Here is a 20,197-nt window from a genome sequence, read left to right on the forward strand (position 1 = left end):
CGCCCAGTCGATGATCCAGATCGCCGGAATTCTCGGAGTTTTCGTTGCCGTCTTTGGCGGTTACCTGATCGCAGGCGGCAAGATGGGGGTGATCCTGCATGCTGTCGGGCCGGAGATGATGATCATCGGCGGCAGCGGCTTCATGACGCTGCTGATCGGCGGCGACGGCGCCCTGGTGGCCAAGACGGTGAAGTCGTTCGGGACCGTCTTCAAGGGACCGCGCTGGAACCGGAAGGATTTCAGCGACGTGCTGTGCCTGCTCTACCTGCTCCTGCGCACGCACCAGAAGGAGGGCGCGGCGAAGCTCGAGAAGCACATCGAGAAGCCCGAGGCCTCGCCGATCTTCACCCGCTACGCGCGGCTGACGCAGGACCCGGCACTGCGCGGCCTGGTCTGCGACACGATGCGGACCATCACCCTCAACAACAAGGATCCGCACCGCGTCGGCGAGATGATGGAAACCACCATCGAGAAGCGCCACAACGAGAATCTGAAGCCCGCCAAGGCCATCCAGACCATGGCCGACGCCTTTCCCGCCCTCGGGATCGTGGCGGCGGTGCTGGGCGTCATCAAGGCCATGGGCGCCATCAGCGAGAGCCCCGAGGTGCTGGGTCGGATGATCGGCGCGGCGCTGGTGGGCACCTTTCTCGGCGTCTTCCTGTCCTACGGCCTGATCGGGCCGATGGCCGCCCGCCTGAAGGCGATCTTCGAGGAGGAAAGGCGGATGCTCGAGGTCACGCGGGTGGTGATCACCAGCTATCTGGAGAATCTCTCCCCCCAGATCTGCGTCGAGGTCGGCCGCCAGGCGGTGCCTTCCCGGCACCAGCCGAGCTTCGACCAGATGGAGGAGCAGCTGCGCGAGGCCGGCCGGGTGAAGACCGACGGCGAGGGCGGCGGGGAGTAAGCGCGGATGCGCCGTTCCCTGCTGCTGGCCAGCCTGGTCCTGCCGCCGCTGCTCGCCCAGCCGGCCGTGGCGCAGATGCCGCCCCCGCCGCCCGCCATGCCGGCCGCCGTGCCTGGCGCGGCGCCGGGTGCCATGCCCGATGCCGCCCCCGATGCCGCGCCTGGGGTGCGCGTCCGCAGCGGCCAGCACCCGGACCGCGGGCGCGTGGTGCTGCATCTGGGCAGCATTCCGCCGCACAGCCTGCGGCGCGTGGGGCAGGACCACGAGATCCGCCTGCGTGGCCTGCACCGCCTGGACATCTCCGCGCTGCGCCGCCTGCGCGAGGTGAAGGGTGCAGAGGTGCGGCAGGAGGCGGGCGAGACGGTGCTGCTGCTGCGCGCCGCCTGCGACTGCGTGGCCGAAAGCGGGGTGGTGGAGGGCATGCTGTTCGTCGATCTGCGGCCGGCGAGCAGCGCGCCTCCTCCCGCCCCGGCCCCGGCCCCCGCGCAGGTTCCGGCCGCCGCGCGGGAGGCCGGGCAACTCGCCGCCGCCCGCCGCCGCCTGCTCGATGACGCGGTGCGGCTCGGGCTGATGAACCCCGGCCAGGCCGAGGCCATGCTGCGTGGCGCCCCGGCGGTCGCGGCGTTGCCCTTCCCCCCCGCGTCTCCCGCTCCGGTGTCTCCCGCTCAGGCGTCTCCCGCTCCGGCCTCGCCTCCGGCCCCCGCCCTTTCCGCCCGCCCGCCGGCCGATGACCTGGTGTCGCTGCGCGAAAGCATGCTGGGCCGCCTGGCCTTGCTGAACGGGCCGCCGGCCGCCCCCGCGCCCTCTGCTTCCACGCCCTCCGCCTCCACGCCGCCGCGCATGGGCGGGTCCGCCCCGCTGCCCAATCCGAGCTTCGCGGCACCGGCCGGCACGCCCCCCCGCCCCGCCTGCCTGGAGCCCGCCTTCAGCCTGCGGGACTGGGCGGGCGAGGCGGGCTTCGTCGAGCAGCTGGCGGCCCGGCGCGGCGCCCTCGCCCTGGCCGACCACGGGGCCGCCGAAACCGCCGCCCTGGCCGAGCTCTATGCTTTCCACGAGCTGAACCGGGAAGCGCTCGCCGTGCTCTCCGCCCCGCTGCTGGAGCAGCCCGGCGGCGCCTTGCGCGAGCGGCTGGAGCGCGTCCGCGACGTGGCGCGCCTGCTGGGGCGGGAGCCGATCAGCCCGGCCTCGCCCCTGCTGGCCGAGGCCGCGGAGTGCGCCCGCCCCGATCTGCCGCTCTGGCGCGCCCTCGTGGCGGCGGTGGGCGGCGATGCCGCGGCGCTCGCAAGGCTGGCCCCCCAGGCCCGCGCGGCGCTGCGCGATGTGCCGCCCGATCTGCGCCTCGCCTTCGCGGTGATCATGGCCGAGGCGGCGGAGGAGGACGCCGAGACCCTGCGCACCCTTCTCGCCGCCATCCGGACCGCGCCGGAGGAGCAGCGCCCGGACCAGCAGGCCCGGCGCGGCCTGCTGATGGCCAGGATGGCCCGCCTGGAAGGCAACCGTGCCGAGGAGGCGCTGCACCTGGAGCGTGCCGCCCGCGCCGGCCGCAGCGTGCCGGCCCTGCAGGCCCGCATGCGCCTGGCGGCCCTGAGCCTTTCGCGCCCCGGCGCGGAAGGGCAGCGCGCCGAGGCGCAGCTGATGGATTTCGCGCGCGCCTACCGCTTCGACCCGCTGGGCGAGGAGGCGGCCATTCTCTATGCGCAGCACCTGCTGGAGCGGGGCGAGCTTGCCGCCGCCCTCGCCGTGGCCGAAGGCGCGAGCCAGACCAACCGGCGCTCGGGCATGGAGAGCCGGGGCGCCCGGCTGGCGGCGCAGGCGCTGCGCCTGCTGCTGGTCGATGCCCAGGGCCTCGAGCTGCCGCCCGCGGGCGAGCGGCTGGCGCTCTACTGGCAGTATGAGGGCTATGCCACGCCCGGCGAGCGGGGCGACGACATCCGCCAGGGCGCGCTGCGGCTGATGCTGGAGGAGGGGCTGGCCGACGCGGCGCTGGATGTCAGCCGCCAGCTGACGCCGGCCAGCGCCGGCCGGCCCGAGGCGGCCTTGCTGGTCGCGCGGGCGGAGGCGATGGCCCCGCAGGGCGACCCGCAGCGGGCCATGGCCCTGCTGCGCGCGCTGCCGGAAAGCCCCGGCACCCGCCGCGCCGCCGCCATGGCGCTGGGCCGCATGGGCAGGCCGCTGGAGGCGGCGCAGGCGCTGGAGGCGCTGCAGGCGCTGCCCGACCGCCTGGCGCGCACCGCATGGCTGTTCCAGGCGCAGGCCTGGCCCGGGGCGGCCGATGCCTATGCCGAGCTGCTGCGCGACCCGGCCCTGGATGCCGACAGGCGGGCCGAGGCGACGGCCAGGCTGGCCAGCGCCGCCGCGCTGGCGGGGCAGCGCCCTGGCGTGGCGCCGGAGCTGCTGGCGCCGGAGGCGGGTGCGGCGGCGCTCCTGCAGCTGAGTGGCGACACGGCCGGCGCGGCGCGTGGCGTGGCCGCCGCGCGCTCCGCCATCGCACGCAGCCGGCAGATCGAGGGCCTGCTGCCCGAGACCGCGAGGAACTGAGATGGACAGTCCCAGCACCGTCAGCCTTTCAGGCCAGATCGCGCTGCGCCAGCAGCTCGATGTCACCGCCAACAATCTGGCCAACGCCAACACCACGGCCTTCCGGGGCGACCGCACCCTGTTCCAGAGCCATGTCAGCCGGCTGGCCGTCCCGGGGCGCGAGATCGCCTTCGTGCAGGACCGCGCGACCTATGTCGACGCCAGGCAGGGCGCGATCGCCGCCACGGGCAACCCGCTCGACGTGGCCATCGAGGGCGAGGCCTACCTGGCGGTCGAGCGGCAGGGCGGGAGCCGCGGCTACACGCGCGACGGGCGGCTGAAGGTGGGGCCTGACAACACACTGATGGACAGCGCCGGGCGCCCGCTCCTGGACGAGGGGGGGGCGCGCATCCTGCTGCCCGAGCGCGCCGCCGCCGTCGAGATCCGCGCCGATGGCACCATCCTGGCCACCATCGATGGCCGGGTGGAGCAGGCGGGGCGCATCGGGCTGTTCCGGGCGGGCGACATGCGCGGCGTGCGCAAGGGGGGCGATGGCCTGCTCGAGCTGCCCGCCGCCGAGGTGCGGCCGGTGCCCCCCGGCACGCCCGGCATCCGCCTGGCGCAGGGCGCGCTGGAGGCTTCCACGGTGCAGCCGGTGGTGGAGCTGTCCAACCTGACCATGGTCCAGCGCAGCTACGAGGCCATGCAGCGCATCGTCTCGGACGACGATGCGCGCCTGCGCCGGATGATCGAGGCGCTGGGGCGCCCGAACTGACCCGCACCCCGCCGGGCAACCCCGTTCCGGCCTGAGCCGATCTTGGAAGGATACGCACCATGCGCGCCATGAGCATCGCCGCCACCGGCATGCAGGCCCAGCAGACCAATGTCGAGGTCATCGCCAACAACATCGCGAATGTCTCGACCACCGCCTTCACGCGCCGCAAGGCCGAGTTCCAGGACCTGATCTACCAGTCCTCGGAGCGGGTGGGCTCGGCCTCCTCCGAGGCCGGCACGCTGCTGCCGGTCGGCACGCAGGTGGGCCTCGGCGTGCGCAGCTCGGCGGTCAACCGCATCACCCTGCAGGGCACCCTGTCGGACACCGGCAACCGCTACGACCTGGCCCTGGAAGGGCGCGGCTATTTCGGCGTGACGCTGCCCGACGGCACCACCGCCTATACCCGCGACGGCAGCTTCAAGCTGTCCCAGGAAGGGCAGCTGGTGACCAGCGAGGGCTACCCGATCGAGCCCAACATCAACATCCCCGCCGATGCGCGGGACGTGACGGTGAACCAGGCGGGCGAGGTGATCGTCACCCAGGCCAACGGCCAGCAGCAGAATGCCGGGCGCCTGAACCTCTACCTCTTTCCCAACGAGGCGGGGCTCGAGGCCACGGGCGGCAACAAGTTCCTGGAAACGGAAGCCTCCGGCCAGCCCAATGGCGGCCTGCCTTCCGACCCGGGCTATGCGAAGATCCGCCAGGGGTACCTGGAGGCCTCGAACGTCAACGTGGTCCAGGAGATCACCCAGCTCATCGCCGCCCAGCGCGCCTATGAGATGAACTCCAAGGTGATCGAGGCCACCGACCAGATGCTGCAGACCGTCAACAGCGTGCGGTGATGGAGGAGAGCATGCGCCTCGCCCCGGCTGCGCCGCCCCTGCTGGCGGCCGCCCTGCTGCTTTCCCTCCCGGCCTGGGGGCGGGAGGTCTGGCACGCCACCCGGGCCCTGCAGCCGGGCGACGTGCTGCGGCCGCAGGACGTGGAGGCGGTGGTGCCGCGCCGCGACGGCCCCGCCTTCATCGATGCCGAGCGCGACATCATCGGCCAGGAGGTGCGGCGGCGCATCCGCGCCAACGCCCCCATCCCCGAGCGCGACATCGGCGAGCGCGTGGCGGTGCGGGCCGCGCAGATGGTGCGCGTGTTCTGGAAAAGCGCGGGAGTGACGCTGGAGATGGAGGGCCGCGCCATGGAGGCGGGGGCGGTGGGCGAGGAGATCCGCGTCCACAACGCCGGCAGCGGCCGCACCATCCGCGCCCTGGTGGTGGCCGACGGCACCGCGGAAGTGCGGGGCCGGCCGTGATGCGCCGGCGCCTTTCCGCCTTTCCCGCGAGGCTGCTGCTGGCCGGCTGGCTGGGCCTGGCGCTGGCCGGCTGCGACAGCTTCGGCCACATCCAGCAGCCGCCGCCCATCTCCGCCCCCGGTGCCCTGGCCGGCATCCCCGCCCTGACCGGCAGCGACGACCCGATCGAGGTTTCCACCCGGCCCCGCCTGGAAGGCACCGGGCCCACCATGATGGGCTCGCTGTGGCGCCCCGGCAGCCGCACCTTCTTCCGCGACCAGCGTGCCCGCGCCGTGGGGGACCTGCTGACCGTCGAGATCGAGATCGACGACAGCGCGCAGTTCGACAACCGGCTGGAGCTGGAGCGCGAAAGCAGGCAGACGCTCAACGTGCCCTCCCTGTTCGGCTTGCAGGGCATCCTGGGCAAGGCCTTCGGCGGGGCGGTCGATCCGGCGCTGGAGCTGGGCGGCGGCAGCACCAGCAACGGCACCGGCCGCGTCCGCCGCACGGAGAAGATCCGCCTGCAGGTGGCCGCCACGGTGGTGCGCGTGCTGCCGAGCGGCAATCTGGAGATCGCCGGCTCGCAGGAGATCCGCGTGAACAACGAGCTGCGCGAGCTGCAGCTGCGCGGCCTGATCCGCCCGGAGGACATCCGGCCCAGCAACCGCATCGCCTCGGAGAAGATCGCCGAGGCGCGCATCGCCTATGGCGGGCGGGGCGTGGCGAGCGACCTGCAGCGGCCGCGCTGGGGGCAGCAGATCATCGAGCGCGTGATCCCCTACTGAGGCGGGCGGGCGGAGAGGCGGTCGGATGACAGGGCCTCCCGCAAAGCCTCCGCCGTCGGCAGGTCGAGGCCGGAGGCGAGCAGCGCCGGCCCGCCTTCCCCGCCATCCAGGAACAGGCAGGCCTCGGCGGCGTGCTGCTGGGCCGCGATCCGCGCCGCCAGGCCGTGGATGCCGGAGGCGCCCCGCGCATAAGGGCCTGCTTCGGGGCGGGCGACGCGCAGCGCGGCGCTGGCCGGCCAGGGCAGGAACCGGCCCTCCCGCTCCACGCCCCCGGGCCGCAGCCGGAAGCGCTGCACCCGCCGCGCCCTCCGGCCCCGCAGCAGCGCCCAGGCGGCCAGGCCCGCAATGCCCAGCCCGCCCGCCGCCGCCAGCAGGGAAACGCCGTCATGGCGGGACGGGCTCAGCAGCACCCCCAGCGCCGGCAGGCCGAACAGCCCGGCCAGCAGCAGGGCCGCCGCCCGGAAGGCCAGCGGCGGCCGGGCGGGATGCACCGTGTACAGCACCTCCTCCCCATCCACGCGGCGCTGGAAGGCGCCGGAGGCTCGCGGGGCGGCAGGCGCATCCACGGCGCGGGAAAGGATGGGCATGCGGGGCTCCGGGCGGGTGCGGCGCCGCAGGATAGGCGCGCCCCGCCCGCCGGGCCACGCTCAAGTCAGTGGATGCGCCCCGGATGGGTGAAGATCTCGCAACAGGCGCCGCGCGCCAGGGCGACCAGGGTGATGCCGCATTGCTCCGCCACCCGGATGGCGAGCGCCGTGGGGGCGGACACCGCCACCAGCAGGGGCGCGCCGATCATGGCGGCCTTCTGCACCATCTCCACCGAGACGCGGCTGGTCAGCAGCAGCGCCCCCCCCGCCGCCAGGCCCTGCCCCCCTCTCCGCTCCTGGCGCGCCAGGGCGCCGGCCAGCTTGTCCAGGGCATTGTGGCGGCCGACATCCTCGCGCAGAAGGACAAGCCCTTCCCCGCTCCGCCAGAAGCCCGCGGCGTGGGCCGCCCGCGTTTCCCGGTGCAGGGCCTGCGCGGCGGACAGCGCCTCCATGCCGGCCTCGATCTCGGAAGCGGGAAGACGCGTCGGGTCGGCCACCGCAGGCAGGCTGCGCGACGCCGCCTCCAGGCTCTCGATGCCGCACAGCCCGCAGCCCAGCGGACCCGCCAGGCGGCGGCGGCGGCTGGCCAGCGCCGCCGCGCGATGCTCCGCCAGTTCCATCCGCAGCTCGATGCCGGCGGGCCGCGGCACGACGTCGAGCGACAGCATCTCCGCAGGCTCGCCGATCAGTCCTTCCGTCAGGCTGAAGCCGAGGCCCAGCTCCTCGAGCGCCATGGGGCTGGCCATCATCACGGCGTGGGTGGAGCGGCCATAGGTGAGCGCCACGGCGGTTTCCTCCGCCACGGTCCGGAAGCCCGCCTCCGCCCGGTCGCCCTGCCGCGCCAGGCGGGGCAGGACGAGGCTGGGCCGGGCCGACGCGTCCTGCATCATCATGGCGTGTTCCTCCCGCTGCGCCGACAAGGAAGACGCGTGGCGGCGGCGGCGGTTTCGCGGGAACCTCCCGTGCCACCCCGCGTTGGAGACGAAACCGCACGACGTTGCACGCGCGACATTGCACAGGGAGGCGAGACATGCCGCAGGATGCCGTGAAGATTGAGCCCTACAAGGGCCCGGCGGGCGGCTGGGGCTCGGCGCAATCCCTGCTGCAATCCATCCGGCGCGACGGCGCGGCGCAGGACGTGCTGCGGCTGCTGCCGCAGCAGAACAAGAAGGACGGCTTCGCCTGCGTCAGCTGCGCCTGGGCCAAGCCGGCCGAGCCGCACCCCTTCGAGTTCTGTGAGAACGGCGCCAAGGCCACCACCTGGGAGCTGACGGACCGCCGCGCCACGCCGGAGTTCTTCGCCCGGCACACCGTGGCGGAGCTGCGGCGCTGGAACGACCACGACCTCGAATACAGCGGCCGGCTGACCGAGCCGCTGCGCTACGACCCGGAAACGGACCGCTATGTCGCCACCTCCTGGCCCGAGGCCTTTCGCGCCATCGGCGCCGAGCTGAGGGGGCTGAGCCCGGAGGAGGTCATCTTCTACGCCTCCGGCCGCGCCTCGCTGGAGACGAGCTACATGTACCAGCTCTTCGCCCGGCTCCATGGCAGCAACCACCTGCCCGACAGCTCCAACATGTGCCACGAGACGACCAGCGTCGCCCTGCCGCAAAGCCTCGGCGTGCCGGTGGGCACGGTGCTGCTCGAGGATTTCGAGCACACCGACTGCATCCTCTCCTTTGGCCAGAACACCGGCACGAACAGCCCGCGCATGCTGCACCCGCTGCAGAAGGCGGCGAAGCGCAACGTGCCCATCATCGTCTTCAACCCGCTGCGCGAGCGCGGGCTGGAGCGTTTCGTCAATCCGCAGAACCCGGTGGAGATGGCCGGCAACGCCCTGGCCGGCCAGGACACGCGGCTGGACAGCCAGTACCACCAGCTCAAGGCCGGCGGCGACGGCGCGGCCATCATGGGGCTCTGCAAGGCGGTCATCGCCGCGGACGACAAGGCGCGCGCGGCCGGCCGGCGGCCCGTCATCGACCATGACTTCATCGCGCAGCACACGCATGGCTTCGAGAGCTTCGCCGAGAGCGCGCGGGCCATCGGGTGGTCCCTGATCGAGCAGCGCTCGGGCTTGTCGCGCGCGGCGCTGGAGGGCGCGGCAAACGTCTATTGCAACGCCCGCGCCGTCATCGCCAAGTTCGGCATGGGGCTGACGCAGCACCGCGACGGCGTGGAGACCGTGCGGCTGCTGATCAACCTGCTGCTCCTGCGCGGCAATATCGGCCGGCGCGGCGCCGGCATCCTGCCGGTGCGCGGCCATTCCAACGTGCAGGGCCAGCGCACCGTCGGCATCTCCGAGAAGCCGAAGCTCGTGCCGCTCGACCGGCTGGCGGAGCAGTACGGCTTCGAGCCGCCGCGCTGGGAGGGGTGGAGCACGGTGGATGCCTGCCAGGCCGTCATCGATGGCAAGGCGCGCGGCTTCATCGGCCTGGGCGGCAACTTCACCCGCGCCGTGCCGGACACGGAGCGCGTGGAGGCGGCCTGGCCCGGCCTGCAGCTGACCGTGCATGTGGCGACCAAGCTCAACCGCAGCCACCTGCTGCCGGGAAAGGTCAGCTACCTGCTGCCCTGCCTCGGGCGGCTCGAGATCGACCGGCAGGCCGGCGGCCCGCAGGCGGTGTCCATCGAGGACAGCACGGCCTGCATCCATGGCTCGCGCGGCAAGCGCGAGCCGGCGAGCCCGCATCTCCTGTCCGAGCCCCGCATCGTGGCCGAGATGGCCAAGGCCACCCTGCCCGCCAATCCGCGCCTCGACTGGGATGGCTGGGTGGCCGATTACGGCCGGGTGCGCGACGCGATCGAGGCGACCTACCCGAAGGACTTCAAGGATTTCAACAAGCGGCTCTTCGAGCCCGGCGGCTTCCCCCGCCCGCTCGGCGCGCGCGACCGGATCTGGGCCACCGACACCGGCAAGGCCAATTTCGTGACGCCCGGCACCGTCTCCAAGGCGCAGGACCCGCAGCCGGCGGACGTGCTGCAGCTCATCACCCTGCGCAGCAACGACCAGTTCAACACCACCGTCTATGGCTACCATGACCGCTTCCGGGGCGTGCAGGGCACCCGCATGGTGCTGTTCATGAACCGCGCCGACATGAAGCGGCTGGACCTCAAGGAGGGCGAACTGGTTTCGCTGGCCTGCGCCATCGAGGATGGCGTGACGCGGCGCCTGGGCGGCTTCCGCGTGACGCCCTATGGCGTGCCGGAAGGCTGCTGCGCCGCCTATTACCCCGAATGCAACCCGCTGATCCCGCTCAGCCACCACGCGGAAGGCAGCAAGGTGCCGGCGGCCAAGGCCGTGCCCATCCGCATTGACCGGGCCGCCGCGCCCCGCCCCTTCGGCGCGGTCTGACGCGCGGCTGAGGCCGCATGACCTCCAGCGCGGCCCTCAGCGTGGCTGGAGGATCGGTTCGAGCCGGGCGAAGGCCTCCGCCGCCGTGCTGCGCTCGTCAATGCCCTGGCCCAGCAGCGCCTCCAGCGCCGGGTGGCGGTCGATGGCGGCGTCCACCTCGGGGTCGCTGCCGCCGCGATAGGCGCCGAGGCGGATCATCTCCGCCATATCCGCATGGCAGGCCAGCAGGCGGCGGGCCTGGGCGAGCAGCGCGTTCTCCGCGGGTGTGTGGCAGCGGGGCAGCGAGCGGCTGACGGAGCGCAGGATGTCGATCGCCGGCCAGCGCCCCCGCTCGCCGATGCGGCGGTCCAGCACGATATGCCCGTCGAGGATGCCGCGCACGGCGTCCGCGATCGGCTCGTCATGGTCGTCGCCATCGACCAGCACGGTGAACACGGCGGTGATGTCGCCCTCTCCCTCCATCCCTGGCCCCGCGCGCTCCAGCAGGGCCGGCAGCTCGGTGAAGACGGAGGGGGTGAAGGAGCGCGCCGTCGCCGGCTCGCCCGCCGCCAGGCCGATCTCACGCTGCGCCTGCGCCAGGCGCGTGATGGAATCGAGCAGCAGGAAGACCTGCCTGCCGGCGGCGCGGAAATGCTCGGCCACCGCCAGCGTGGCCTGCGCGGCGCGCCGCCGCGCCAGGGCCGGCTGGTCCGAGGTGGAGACCACCACCACGGAGCGGCGCCGCCCCGCCTCGCCCAGCGCGTGGTCCAGGAACTCGCGCACCTCCCGCCCTCGCTCGCCAACCAGGCCCACGACGATGACATCGGCCTCCACGAAGCGGGCCAGCATCCCCATCAGCGTCGACTTCCCGACACCGGAGGCCGCGAAGACGCCCATGCGCTGGCCGCGGCAGAGGGGGGTGAAGATGTCGAGCGCGCGCAACCCCGTTTCCAGCCGCCCCCCCACCAGGCGGCGGCGCATGGCGGGAGGCGGCGGCTGGCGCAGCCGGACGCCCTGCCGGCCCTGCGGCAGGGCGCCCAGCCCGTCCAGCGGCCGGCCCAGGCTGTCGATCACCCGGCCCATCCAGGCCTCGCAGGGGTAGAGCTCCAGCGGCTCCTCCAGCCAGAGCCGCGCCCCGGGTCCCAGCCCCTCCGTGCCGCCCTCCGGCACCGCGATGGCCGTCCGGTCCTGGAAGGCCACGATCTCCCCGTGCAGGGCCTCACGGCCGGCGCGCTGCACACGGACGCGGTCGCCGACCGCCAGCGTCTCGCCCAGCCCCGTGGCCGAGAGTGCCGCGCCCCGCACGGCGGAGAGCGTGCCGAAGCGCTGCCAGCGCGGCAGCCGGGCCAGCTGCGCCGCCACGTCGCCCAGAGGTGAGACCACCGAAAGCCCCTTCCGCGAAAAATTCCTGGTTCCCGCCCCGGCCCATGCCGGGCGCGGCAAGTTTCCGGGAAAGAGTTATGCGAAAAATCTCGACAAGAGCAAGAGGCTGACGCTATTCGTCGGGCTCACGGCAAGAGGCGCTGCGATCCCATGCTCGACGGCATCGACGTCTTCCGCATCACCGGCGCCCGCATGCGGCATCTGGCGGAGCGGCAGAACATCCTGGCGCAGAACATCGCCAATGCCGACACGCCCCTCTACCGGGCGCGGGACGTGAAGCCCTTCCAGTTCAACAGCGCCCTGCTGCGCAGCCAGCCCGGCGCGCCCGCGCTGCAGCTGGCCTCGACCCGGCCCGGCCATATGGGCCGCGCCCGCGAGGGCGTGGCGGTCACCGCCGACCGCGCCGAGGGCTACAGCGAGGATCCGGACGGCAACACCGTCAATCTGGAGGAACAGATGGTCAAGCAGGCCGACGTGGCGAAAGCCTACGACCTGGCCACCCTGGTCTACCGGCGCGGCACCGCCCTGCTGCGCACCGCCGCCGGAGGCCGCTGATGATCCGCCTCAACCCCGTCTCCGGCGCCGGGCCGCTGACCCAGGCCATGGCCACCGCCGCCTCGGGCATGAGCACCCAGGCGCTGCGCATGCGCGTGGCGGCCGAGAACATCGCCAACGCCACCTCCACCGCCAGCGTGGCCGGCGGCGACCCCTACCGGCGCAAGCTCCTGACCTTCGGCCGGATGGTGGACCGCAGCACCGGCGCCGAGCTGGTGCGGATGGACAGCATCCGCGGTGACCAGCGCGACTTCCGCACCCGCTTCGACCCGGCCCATCCGGCGGCAGACGAGACCGGCTACGTCAAGCTGCCGAACGTCGACCCGCTGATCGAGCAGGCGGACCTGCGCGGCGCCGGGCGCAGCTACGAGGCCTCCATCAGCGTGATGCAGCAGGCCCGCGCGCTCTACGGCAAGACACTCGACATCCTGAGGGCGTAAACGCCATGACCACTCCCCTCGCGGCGATCCCGCCCGTCTCCGCCGCCCTCCGCGCCTATGGCGCCACCGGCGCGCCCGCATCCGATTTCGGCAGCATGGTGGGCGACGCGGCGCGCGCCTCGCTCGCCACGCTGCGCAAGGCCGAGGCCACCGCCGCGCGCGGCGTCGCCGGCACGGCGGATGTGCAGGAGGTGGTGCAGGCCGCCGCCGCCGCCGAGCTGACGGTGCAGACCCTGACGCAGCTGCGCGACAAGGTGGTCGGCGCCTACACGGACGTGCTGCGCATGGCGGTGTGAGCGCCGCCATGCCTCCTTCCGCCCGCCCGCTCGCCCGCCTGCCAGAATGGCCGGAGCCGCACGATGAATGAAGGCGATGTCGTCGAGGTGCTGCGCAGCGGCTTCTACGCCACCATGCTGGTGGCGGGGCCGCCCCTGCTGGCCGCCCTGTTCACGGGCGTCGCCGTTTCCGTGCTGCAGGCGCTGACGCAGATCCAGGAGATGACGCTCTCCTACGTGCCGAAGATCGTGGTGACGCTGGTGGCGACCATGCTGTCCCTGCCCTTCGGCTTCGCCGCGCTGCGCTCCTATACCGAGGAGATCGCGCAAATGATCGTCGGGCTCTGATCCATGGCGGTGCTGCGCAGGCTGCGGGACAGCCTTGGCCACCAGGACATGCTGTTCGCCGCGGCCATGGTGCTGCTGCTGGCGGTGCTGGTGCTGCCGATGCCGAGCTGGCTGGTCGATCTCGGCCTGGCCACCTCCATCACCCTGTCCGTGCTGATCCTGATGGTCGCCATCTGGATCGAGCGGCCGCTCGACTTCTCGGTCTTCCCCACCGTGCTGCTGGTGGCCACGCTGCTGCGGCTGGCGCTGAACCTGGCCACCACGCGGCTGATCCTGGCCGACGGGCATCGCGGTCTTGAGGCGGCGGGCAGCGTCATCCACGGCTTCGCCGTGTTCGTGGTGGGCGGCGACTTCGTCATCGGCGTCATCGTCTTCACCATCCTGATCATCGTCAACTTCATCGTCGTGACCAAGGGCGCCGGGCGCATCGCCGAGGTCGCGGCGCGCTTCAACCTCGACGCCATGCCCGGCAAGCAGATGGCGATCGACGCCGACCTTTCCGCCGGCACCATCGACGATGCCGAGGCCAAGCGCCGGCGCAAGGAGCTGGAAGACGAGAACTCCTTCTTCGGCGCCATGGACGGCGCCTCCAAATTCGTCCGCGGCGATGCCGTGGCGGCCATCATCATCACCATCATCAACGTGCTGGGCGGCATCGTCGTTGGCACGCTGCGGCACGGCATGCCGCTCCAGGGCGCGGCCGGAACCTATGTGACGCTGGCGGTGGGCGACGGGATCGTCAGCCAGATCCCGGGGCTGATCGTCTCGGTGGGCGCCGGCATGCTGGTCTCCAAGGGCAGCGTGCGCGGCTCGACCGACAAGGCCTTCATCGCCCAGCTCGGCGCCCAGCCCAAGCCGCTCTACCTGGCGGCGGGCCTGTCCGGCCTGTTCGCCGTGCTGCCTGGCCTGCCCTTCCTGCCCTTCGTGGCGCTCGGGCTGGTGGCGGCGGGGGGCGGCTGGCTGGCGCAGAGCAGCCTGCGCCGCGCTGCCGCCGCGGCCGGGAACGGCCCCGCGGCAGCCGAGGCGGCGCCGCGCGAGGAAAGCCTGTCCGAGCTGATCCGCGTCGATGACGTGCGGCTCGAGCTCGGCATGGGCCTGGTCTCGCTGACCGCCGGGCGGCAGGGCGGGCTGTCCGACAAGATCAAGAAGCTGCGCCGCGCCTTCGGGCTGGAATACGGCTTCGTGCTGCCCGCCGTGCGCATCAAGGACAACATGGATCTCGCATCCGGCGAATACTCCATCCAGGTGCAGGGCGTGGAGGTGGCGCGCGAGACGCTGATGCTGGGCCGCCTGCTGGCCTTCGCCCCCGGCGGGCAGGAGGTCACCATCCCCGGCATCGACACGCAGGAACCCTCCTTCCACATCCGCGCGCGCTGGATCGAGCCGGCGCTGCGCGAGGCGGCGATGGCGCAGGGCCTCACGGTGGTGGATGTGGAGACGGTGCTGACCACCCACATGTCCGAGGTGCTGAAGGGCTACATGTCCCAGCTCCAGGGCTATGCCGCCACGCAGAAGCTGCTGGACGGCCTGGAGAAGGAACACCAGCGCCTGGTGGCCGACCTGATCCCCGTCACCCTGCCGCTGGCCACGGTGCAGAAGGTGCTCGCCACCCTGCTCCTGGAGCGCATCTCGATCCGCAACCTGCCGCTGATCCTGGAGGCGCTGCACGAGGGGGCGGGCTTCACCCGCAACGTTTCGCTGCTGACCGAGCATGTCCGCCAGCGCCTCTCGCTGCAGATCTGCCGCGGGCTGGCGCAGGATGACGGCTACATCACCGCCCTGCTGCTCTCGCCGGAATGGGAAAGGGAGGTGGGCGGCGCCATTGTCGAGGAAGGCGACCAGCGCAGCTTCGCCATGGCGCCCTCCAAGGTGCAGGAGCTGGTCGGCGCCACGCGCGCCCGCATCGCCGAGGCCGCCGCCAAGGGGGACTGGCCCGCGGTTCTGACGTCCGCAGCCGCCCGCCCCTTCGTGCGGCACCTGGTGGAGCGCATCAACCCCACCATCGCCGTCATCTCCCACGCCGAGGTGCACCAGCGGGCCAAGCTCCGCACCGTGGGCCAGATCTGAGCCGGCGCGCATGGAAGCGGCGCTGACGCTGGAGCAGTGGCTGGGCGCCGAGCTTTACCGCCTGCTGCTGGTGTTCTGCCGGGTCTCCACCGCCTTCATGCTGCTGCCCGGCCTCGGCGAGGCGCAGGTCTCGGTGCGGGTCCGCGTCCCGGCGGGGCTGCTGGTGGCCTATTGCATCGCCCCGCTGGCGGGGCCGGCGCCGGCCATGCCCGGCATCTGGGCCGCCGCCGCCGCCGTGGCGCTGGAGGTGGCGAGCGGCGCCTTTCTCGGCACCCTGTCGCGCCTGCTGCTTTCGGCGGTGCAGGTGGCGGGGCAGATCATCGGGCAGAGCATCGGCATCAGCAACGCCTTCGTCTTCGGCGTGGGCCCGGACAGCTCCGCCGTGCTGGGCGCCACCCTCTACGCCGCCTGCCTGGTGGCGCTGTTCGCGGTGGACGGGCACCATCTGGGCCTGCGCGCCCTGGCCGACAGCTATGCGCTCGTGCCGCTCGGCATGCCGCTGCCAAGCGCCGCCGCGGCCCGCTCCGCGAGCGAGGGCATGGCGGCCGCGTTCCGCCTGGCCATGCAGCTTTCCATGCCGTTCCTGATCCTGTCGGTCCTGTTCAACGTGGCGCTGGCCGGCATCAACCGCGCCCTGCCGGCCATGCCGGTCTTCATGATCGGGGCGCCGGCGCTGCTCATGGTGGGGCTGCACCTGCTGGAAGTGACGGCGCCCTCGCTGGTGTCCGAGATCATCGCCGCCTATGGCGCCGCCATCGCGCTGAGGCCCTGAGCGCCATGGCGGAGGAAAGCGGCCAGGAGAAAACCCTCGAAGCCTCCCACCGCAAGCTGCAGCAGGCGCGCGAGCGGGGCGACCTGCCCATGTCGCGGGAAGGGTCGAGCTTCGGCATCTATGCGGCGATGCTGCTCCTGCTGTGGCTGGCGGGAAGCATGGTGGGGGGGCGCGTGGGCGATCTGCTGCTGCCGCTGGTCGAGCAGCCCGAGGCCTTCCTGCTGCTGAACGAGGAAGGCCTCCGGCAGGCGGGCGCCTCGCTGGCCCAGGCGCTGGCGCTGGCCCTGCTGCCGGTGTTCGGCCTTCTCGTGGCGGGCAGCCTGCTGCCCCACCTCCTCCAGAACACCGTGGTTCTCGCGCCCGAGCGGCTGCGGGTGAAGCTCTCCAACATCTCGCCCCTGGCCGGGATGCGGCGGATCTTCGGCCTCAAGGCGTTGTTCGAGTTCGGCAAGAACCTGCTGAAGGCCCTGGCCGTGGCGGCCGCCTGCTGGCTCGTCGGCGTGCCGCTCTACGAGCAGAGCGCGGCGCTGGCCGGCCTTGATCCGGCGGCCTTCCCCACCCTGGCCGGCGAGGCCCTCGCCACCATCCTCTTCGCCGTCACCGCCGTCTCGCTGGTGGTGGCGGCGATCGACATCAGCTTCCAGCGCTTCGAGTACCACCGCCGGCAGCGCATGACGATCCAGGAGATGCGGGAGGAGCTGCGCTCGACGGATGGCGACCCGCATGTGAAGGCCGCGCAGAAGAAGAGGAGGCGGCAGGTTTCCCAGCGCCAGATGCTGGCGGACGTGCCCCGCTCCACCGTGGTCATCACCAACCCCACCCACTTCGCGGTGGCCCTGCGCTACGAGCGGGGCCAGGATGACGCGCCGGTCTGCCTGGCCAAGGGCACCGACCGGCTGGCCCTGCGGATCCGCGAGCAGGCGCGGGCCGCGGGCGTTCCGGTGATGGAGGACCGGCCGCTGGCGCGCGCGCTGCACGCCTCGGTGGAGGTGGGGCAGATCATCCCGCCTGACCATTTCGAGGCGGTGGCCAAGGTCATCGGCATCGTCTGGGCGCAGAAGGGGCTGCGGCCCGCCTCCCCCAGGCAGGGCCAGGGAAGCCGGGATCAGACGTCGCAAAAATGAGATTAGTCTGTTGACCTGGGATTTTGCGGGTGCGAAACAGGGAGCCGTCCAATGCACGAGGTCGTGGATGTCCCCTTATTCTCGCCGCTCCCTGATGGGCGGGCTGGTGGCCGCGGCGCTGGTCCCGGCCGTGCTGGCGCCCCCCCGTTCCGCCCGGGCCGCCGAAGCGGCCAAGAAGGAATTCGAATACGTCACGCTGGGCGACTTCACGGTGAACCTGCCGGCACAGAACCGGCGCATGTCCTATGTCGTCGTCTCGGTCACGCTGGAGACGCAGGCGGCCCAGAGCCAGAACTTCCGGGATCTTTCGCCCCGGCTGAAGCAGGCGGTGCTGCAGCGCCTGATGGCCATGTCGGAACGCCAGGAGCTGCGCCCGGGGCACACCGACCCCGCCCGGCTGCGCGATAAGCTGTTCGACAGCCTCGCGCGCATTCAGGAGGAAGGGCTCAAGGACGTGGTGATCACCCGCCTCATCCACAGCTGAGGACCGGCGGCGGTTGAGGACTGGCGGCCGCTGGGGCTGGCGGCCTGGGATTGGCGGCCTGGGGTTGGCGGCCCTGCCCGGGCACAGGGCCGCACAGGCCGCCTCAGACGCCGAGGCGCGCGATGTCCGCGGCGCTGACGACGCCGCCATGGTCCAGCACCAGGTTCGTCTGGCCCTGGCTGTCGCGCCGGACCTCCGTGATCTTGCCCTTGCTGGTCACGGTGCCGGCCACCTGGCGGACGCCCTCGGCGTTCTCCCCCACCACGCGGACGGCGTAGCCCCCCGCCGCCAGGGCCACGCCGTTGCCGTCCCTGCCGTCGAAGGTCAGGGCCGTGCTGCCCGCCCCGGCGCTGATCCGCCGCACCACCTCGCCCGCGCCGTTCAGGATCTCGAGGCGCGTATTGGCCAGGTTCGTGGCCGGGATCTCGACCGTCACCGGCACGCTGGCGCCGGCTCCGGGCAGCACCAGGCGCGTCATCTCCGTCTGCACCGTCCTGCCGAGCAGTGCGGCGTTCTCCGCCAGGCTCTCGCCGCCCGCCAGCGAGGTGGCGATGCCTTGCAGCAGGCTGTTCGTCTTTGTCTGCTGCTCGACCTGCGAGAACTGCGCGAGCTGTGCCACGAACTGGGTCGGGTCGGTCGGCTCCAGCGGGTTCTGGAACTTCATCTGCGCCGTCAGCAGCGTCAGGAAGCGGTCGAAATCCGTGCTGGAGGAGCTGAGCCGGGCGGTGGGCGCGGGGGTGCCGCTGGCCGCGCCGGCGCTGGCTGTCGCGGTCACGTTGGAAACACTGGCCATGCTGTGCACTCCGGATGGCGTGGGGGCGTCAGGCGACGATGTCGATCAGGCTGTCGGAGGGGACGCGGCGGGAAGCCTCGGCGGCGGGGGGGCCTTCCTCCTCGCCGGCAGCGGCGGCCATGGCCGGGGCCGGCTCGGGCTCGCGCGCTTCCCGCTCCGCCCAGGACAGGGAGCCGTGCTGCAGGTCGAGGCCATTGCCGCCCAGTTGCAGCCCGGCCTGCTCCATCTGCTGCATCAGGCTATGGCGCTCCTGGCGCAGCGCCTCGAAGGTTTCGGCGCGCTCGGCCAGCATCACCACCTGCACCGTGCCCTCGCGGAAGGTGAGGCGCAGCTCGACCCGCCCGAGCTCCGGCGGCCGGAGATCGACCGCGATGGTGTCCACGCCCTGTTCGGCCGCCTCCCGGACACGCAGCACGATCTGCGGCGCCGCCTCGGCCGCCAGGCGGGGATGCGCCCCGGCCTGGACCAGCGCCCTTGGCGCGGCGGGATCCGGAGCCACGAGCGCCGGCGCCGGCAGGCCGCCGCCCGCGGCGAGAAGAACAGGCTCCGGACGCGCCGCCGCCTCGGGTGTGGAGGAAAGACGTGGGTCCGGCACCGGAACGCGGCGATGCGGCAGCTCTCCCTCCACCTTTGTCGGGCCGTGAAGCGGCGCCATGCCTTCCTCCGGCGGCGCCAGCCGGAGTGGGTCGATGCTGTCCGCCACAATGGCCGGCAAGGCCACGGCTTCAGGAGGGGGAGCGGCTCCGGCTGCCGCGGGCGGCGCTGCCGGCGTGGCGAGCCCCGGCGGGCCGGCCTCCCCGGACGGGCGGCGAGGCTGCGGCCGCGCGGTGTTCGCAAGCGGAGCGGGCCTGGCTTCCCCCGTGGCGGGCAGGATCGGCGCGGCCGCCGGAGGCTCCGCCCCGATGGTCGGCAGGGCGCTGGCGCCGACGTCCGGGAACAGGGCAAGGGCCGGTGAAGGTCCGTCCGTCACCGGGCGCGGAGCGGAAGCGGCCGGCATGGCCGCTGTGCCGGGCACGATGGCCAGCGCGGCCCTGACGGGCTCCGCCGATGCGCCGGGCTGGGCATCGGCCTCGGCATCGACATTGGCATCAGCATCAGCATCAGCATTGGCACCGAGGGACGCATCTGGCGCCGCGGCCTCATCCGGAAGGGGTGCCGCATCCGCCGCAGCAGGCACCAGCGATGGGGCGGGCGCTTCGCCCGGAGGGGGTATCGCGGCCGCTTCGGGCGGCGTCTCGGCCGACCATTCCGCGAGGCCGGGGCCGCCAGCCGGCACAGGGGCGGGCGCCAGGGCGAGCGCAGGAGCGGGCGCAGGGGCGGGCAGGGCCGGCCCGCAGGGCGGCAATGGCGTGGCAAGATCGGGAAGCGGGTCAGCGTCCGCCTGTGGCGGCGCCATGGCCATGCTTTGCCGCAGGGCCAGCAAATGGCCCGCTTCCTCGGCGGCCGCGGCCAGGGCCTCCCAGGGCATCGCCTGGTCCTGCAGGGCGGGTGCGTCCGTGCCTGGCCGGTTCGCTGGCGGAACAGGGGCGGCCAGGGCGGCGGGGGCGAAGGCCGGGGCGGTGCCCTGCCCCGCCAGCAGCACCGCGAAGGCCGCCGGATCGACAGCCGGCACCATCGCGGCCGGCATGCCCTTGCCGGGGCGCCCGGCCGGTGTCGGCGCGGCTTGCAGGAGGGGCTCGCCACCCGGAGGAATGGCCATGGAATTCTTCCTGTCCTGCGCCTCTGTCGGGCTCCGGCGTCGCGGAGCGCGGGAGGCGCGGTAAAACGTCCGCGGA

General features: G+C 72.9%; 20 protein-coding genes. 15 read left to right on the forward strand and 5 right to left on the reverse strand.

The window, feature by feature from the left end:
* The first annotated feature begins 10 nt into the window (after positions 1 to 10).
* Genes motA through CR162_RS17140 form a run of 6 tightly spaced genes read left to right on the forward strand, consistent with a single transcriptional unit; the run spans position 11 to position 6,263 of the window.
* A complete protein-coding gene (motA, locus tag CR162_RS17115; RefSeq protein ID WP_099096754.1) occupies positions 11 to 904 on the forward strand; it encodes a flagellar motor stator protein MotA in 894 nt (297 codons plus the stop codon).
* A 6-nt stretch (positions 905 to 910) separates the two neighbouring features.
* The gene (locus tag CR162_RS17120) at positions 911 to 3,442 is read left to right on the forward strand and encodes a hypothetical protein (RefSeq protein WP_099096755.1); all 2,532 of its coding nucleotides are present in this window, start codon (positions 911 to 913) and stop codon (positions 3,440 to 3,442) included.
* A gap of 1 nt (position 3,443) precedes the next feature.
* Complete coding sequence (locus tag CR162_RS17125) at positions 3,444 to 4,196, forward strand: flagellar hook basal-body protein (RefSeq protein ID WP_099096756.1); 753 nt, start codon at positions 3,444 to 3,446, stop codon at positions 4,194 to 4,196.
* A 59-nt stretch (positions 4,197 to 4,255) separates the two neighbouring features.
* Positions 4,256 to 5,038, forward strand: a complete 783-nt coding sequence (gene flgG / locus CR162_RS17130) for a flagellar basal-body rod protein FlgG (RefSeq protein WP_099096757.1) — start codon at positions 4,256 to 4,258, stop codon at positions 5,036 to 5,038.
* A gap of 11 nt (positions 5,039 to 5,049) precedes the next feature.
* Positions 5,050 to 5,499: a flagellar basal body P-ring formation chaperone FlgA gene (gene flgA, locus CR162_RS17135; RefSeq protein WP_176559898.1), complete on the forward strand. Its 450-nt coding sequence runs from the start codon at positions 5,050 to 5,052 to the stop codon at positions 5,497 to 5,499.
* Positions 5,499 to 6,263 (forward strand): flagellar basal body L-ring protein FlgH, encoded by a 765-nt coding sequence (locus CR162_RS17140; protein ID WP_099096759.1) that lies wholly within the window; start codon positions 5,499 to 5,501, stop codon positions 6,261 to 6,263. The genes flgA and CR162_RS17140 overlap by 1 nt, the downstream gene beginning before the upstream one ends.
* Here CR162_RS17140 and CR162_RS17145 read toward each other — a convergent pair.
* Positions 6,257 to 6,850 carry a hypothetical protein gene (locus tag CR162_RS17145; protein ID WP_099096760.1) on the reverse strand — a complete coding sequence of 198 codons (594 nt, stop codon included), beginning with the start codon at positions 6,848 to 6,850 and terminating at the stop codon, positions 6,257 to 6,259. The two genes, CR162_RS17140 and CR162_RS17145, sit on opposite strands and share 7 nt — an antisense overlap.
* A gap of 65 nt (positions 6,851 to 6,915) precedes the next feature.
* On the reverse strand, positions 6,916 to 7,743 hold the full coding sequence (gene fdhD, locus CR162_RS17150; protein ID WP_245870460.1) for a formate dehydrogenase accessory sulfurtransferase FdhD: 828 nt from the start codon (positions 7,741 to 7,743) through the stop codon (positions 6,916 to 6,918).
* Between the two features lie 137 nt (positions 7,744 to 7,880).
* Here fdhD and CR162_RS17155 point away from each other — a divergent pair, with 137 nt between their 5' ends.
* Positions 7,881 to 10,202: an FdhF/YdeP family oxidoreductase gene (locus CR162_RS17155; protein WP_099096761.1), complete on the forward strand. Its 2,322-nt coding sequence runs from the start codon at positions 7,881 to 7,883 to the stop codon at positions 10,200 to 10,202.
* Between the two features lie 36 nt (positions 10,203 to 10,238).
* On the opposite strand, the gene CR162_RS17160 is transcribed toward CR162_RS17155, so the two are convergent.
* On the reverse strand, positions 10,239 to 11,564 hold the full coding sequence (locus CR162_RS17160; protein ID WP_099096762.1) for a FliI/YscN family ATPase: 1,326 nt from the start codon (positions 11,562 to 11,564) through the stop codon (positions 10,239 to 10,241).
* Positions 11,565 to 11,714: 150 nt separating this feature from the next.
* Here CR162_RS17160 and CR162_RS17165 point away from each other — a divergent pair, with 150 nt between their 5' ends.
* The 8 genes from CR162_RS17165 to CR162_RS17200 all read left to right on the forward strand — a co-directional run bounded on the left by CR162_RS17165 (position 11,715) and on the right by CR162_RS17200 (position 17,629).
* A complete protein-coding gene (locus CR162_RS17165) occupies positions 11,715 to 12,119 on the forward strand; it encodes a flagellar basal body protein (RefSeq protein WP_099096763.1) in 405 nt (134 codons plus the stop codon).
* The gene (gene flgC, locus CR162_RS17170; protein ID WP_099096764.1) at positions 12,119 to 12,559 is read left to right on the forward strand and encodes a flagellar basal body rod protein FlgC; all 441 of its coding nucleotides are present in this window, start codon (positions 12,119 to 12,121) and stop codon (positions 12,557 to 12,559) included. The genes CR162_RS17165 and flgC overlap by 1 nt, the downstream gene beginning before the upstream one ends.
* 5 nt (positions 12,560 to 12,564) lie before the next feature.
* On the forward strand, positions 12,565 to 12,855 hold the full coding sequence (locus tag CR162_RS17175) for a flagellar hook-basal body complex protein FliE (protein ID WP_099096765.1): 291 nt from the start codon (positions 12,565 to 12,567) through the stop codon (positions 12,853 to 12,855).
* A gap of 63 nt (positions 12,856 to 12,918) precedes the next feature.
* On the forward strand, positions 12,919 to 13,182 hold the full coding sequence (locus tag CR162_RS17180; protein WP_099096766.1) for a flagellar biosynthetic protein FliQ: 264 nt from the start codon (positions 12,919 to 12,921) through the stop codon (positions 13,180 to 13,182).
* A 3-nt stretch (positions 13,183 to 13,185) separates the two neighbouring features.
* Positions 13,186 to 15,249: a flagellar biosynthesis protein FlhA gene (gene flhA / locus CR162_RS17185; RefSeq protein ID WP_099096767.1), complete on the forward strand. Its 2,064-nt coding sequence runs from the start codon at positions 13,186 to 13,188 to the stop codon at positions 15,247 to 15,249.
* 10 nt (positions 15,250 to 15,259) lie between these two features.
* Positions 15,260 to 16,021: a flagellar biosynthetic protein FliR gene (locus CR162_RS17190; RefSeq protein WP_099096768.1), complete on the forward strand. Its 762-nt coding sequence runs from the start codon at positions 15,260 to 15,262 to the stop codon at positions 16,019 to 16,021.
* Between the two features lie 5 nt (positions 16,022 to 16,026).
* Positions 16,027 to 17,145, forward strand: coding sequence for an EscU/YscU/HrcU family type III secretion system export apparatus switch protein (locus CR162_RS17195; protein WP_099096769.1), 1,119 nt, complete (start codon positions 16,027 to 16,029; stop codon positions 17,143 to 17,145).
* Between the two features lie 67 nt (positions 17,146 to 17,212).
* Positions 17,213 to 17,629, forward strand: a complete 417-nt coding sequence (locus tag CR162_RS17200) for a flagellar basal body-associated FliL family protein (RefSeq protein ID WP_099096770.1) — start codon at positions 17,213 to 17,215, stop codon at positions 17,627 to 17,629.
* Between the two features lie 103 nt (positions 17,630 to 17,732).
* Here the strand turns inward: CR162_RS17200 and CR162_RS17205 are convergent, their stop codons facing one another.
* Both CR162_RS17205 and CR162_RS23145 read right to left on the reverse strand, forming a co-directional pair.
* On the reverse strand, positions 17,733 to 18,422 hold the full coding sequence (locus CR162_RS17205) for a flagellar hook assembly protein FlgD (RefSeq protein WP_099096771.1): 690 nt from the start codon (positions 18,420 to 18,422) through the stop codon (positions 17,733 to 17,735).
* Between the two features lie 28 nt (positions 18,423 to 18,450).
* Positions 18,451 to 20,121, reverse strand: coding sequence for a flagellar hook-length control protein FliK (locus tag CR162_RS23145; protein WP_099096772.1), 1,671 nt, complete (start codon positions 20,119 to 20,121; stop codon positions 18,451 to 18,453).
* Between the last annotated feature and the right edge of the window lie 76 nt (positions 20,122 to 20,197).

Source organism: Teichococcus rhizosphaerae (assembly GCF_002631185.1).
In the GTDB taxonomy this organism is placed as follows: Bacteria; Pseudomonadota; Alphaproteobacteria; order Acetobacterales; family Acetobacteraceae; genus Pseudoroseomonas; species Pseudoroseomonas rhizosphaerae.

What these genes read in the sequence shown, in the direction of transcription:
- motA (WP_099096754.1), top strand. Translation starts at nt 11, where the DNA reads ATGATCCAGATCGCCGGAATTCTCGGAGTTTTCGTTGCCGTCTTTGGC.
- CR162_RS17120 (WP_099096755.1), top strand. Translation starts at nt 911, where the DNA reads ATGCGCCGTTCCCTGCTGCTGGCCAGCCTGGTCCTGCCGCCGCTGCTC.
- CR162_RS17125 (WP_099096756.1), top strand. Translation starts at nt 3,444, where the DNA reads ATGGACAGTCCCAGCACCGTCAGCCTTTCAGGCCAGATCGCGCTGCGC.
- flgG (WP_099096757.1), top strand. Translation starts at nt 4,256, where the DNA reads ATGCGCGCCATGAGCATCGCCGCCACCGGCATGCAGGCCCAGCAGACC.
- flgA (WP_176559898.1), top strand. Translation starts at nt 5,050, where the DNA reads ATGCGCCTCGCCCCGGCTGCGCCGCCCCTGCTGGCGGCCGCCCTGCTG.
- CR162_RS17140 (WP_099096759.1), top strand. Translation starts at nt 5,499, where the DNA reads ATGCGCCGGCGCCTTTCCGCCTTTCCCGCGAGGCTGCTGCTGGCCGGC.
- CR162_RS17145 (WP_099096760.1), bottom strand. Translation starts at nt 6,850, where the DNA reads ATGCCCATCCTTTCCCGCGCCGTGGATGCGCCTGCCGCCCCGCGAGCC.
- fdhD (WP_245870460.1), bottom strand. Translation starts at nt 7,743, where the DNA reads ATGATGATGCAGGACGCGTCGGCCCGGCCCAGCCTCGTCCTGCCCCGC.
- CR162_RS17155 (WP_099096761.1), top strand. Translation starts at nt 7,881, where the DNA reads ATGCCGCAGGATGCCGTGAAGATTGAGCCCTACAAGGGCCCGGCGGGC.
- CR162_RS17165 (WP_099096763.1), top strand. Translation starts at nt 11,715, where the DNA reads ATGCTCGACGGCATCGACGTCTTCCGCATCACCGGCGCCCGCATGCGG.
- flgC (WP_099096764.1), top strand. Translation starts at nt 12,119, where the DNA reads ATGATCCGCCTCAACCCCGTCTCCGGCGCCGGGCCGCTGACCCAGGCC.
- CR162_RS17175 (WP_099096765.1), top strand. Translation starts at nt 12,565, where the DNA reads ATGACCACTCCCCTCGCGGCGATCCCGCCCGTCTCCGCCGCCCTCCGC.
- CR162_RS17180 (WP_099096766.1), top strand. Translation starts at nt 12,919, where the DNA reads ATGAATGAAGGCGATGTCGTCGAGGTGCTGCGCAGCGGCTTCTACGCC.
- flhA (WP_099096767.1), top strand. Translation starts at nt 13,186, where the DNA reads ATGGCGGTGCTGCGCAGGCTGCGGGACAGCCTTGGCCACCAGGACATG.
- CR162_RS17190 (WP_099096768.1), top strand. Translation starts at nt 15,260, where the DNA reads ATGGAAGCGGCGCTGACGCTGGAGCAGTGGCTGGGCGCCGAGCTTTAC.
- CR162_RS17195 (WP_099096769.1), top strand. Translation starts at nt 16,027, where the DNA reads ATGGCGGAGGAAAGCGGCCAGGAGAAAACCCTCGAAGCCTCCCACCGC.
- CR162_RS17200 (WP_099096770.1), top strand. Translation starts at nt 17,213, where the DNA reads ATGTCCCCTTATTCTCGCCGCTCCCTGATGGGCGGGCTGGTGGCCGCG.
- CR162_RS17205 (WP_099096771.1), bottom strand. Translation starts at nt 18,422, where the DNA reads ATGGCCAGTGTTTCCAACGTGACCGCGACAGCCAGCGCCGGCGCGGCC.
- CR162_RS23145 (WP_099096772.1), bottom strand. Translation starts at nt 20,121, where the DNA reads ATGGCCATTCCTCCGGGTGGCGAGCCCCTCCTGCAAGCCGCGCCGACA.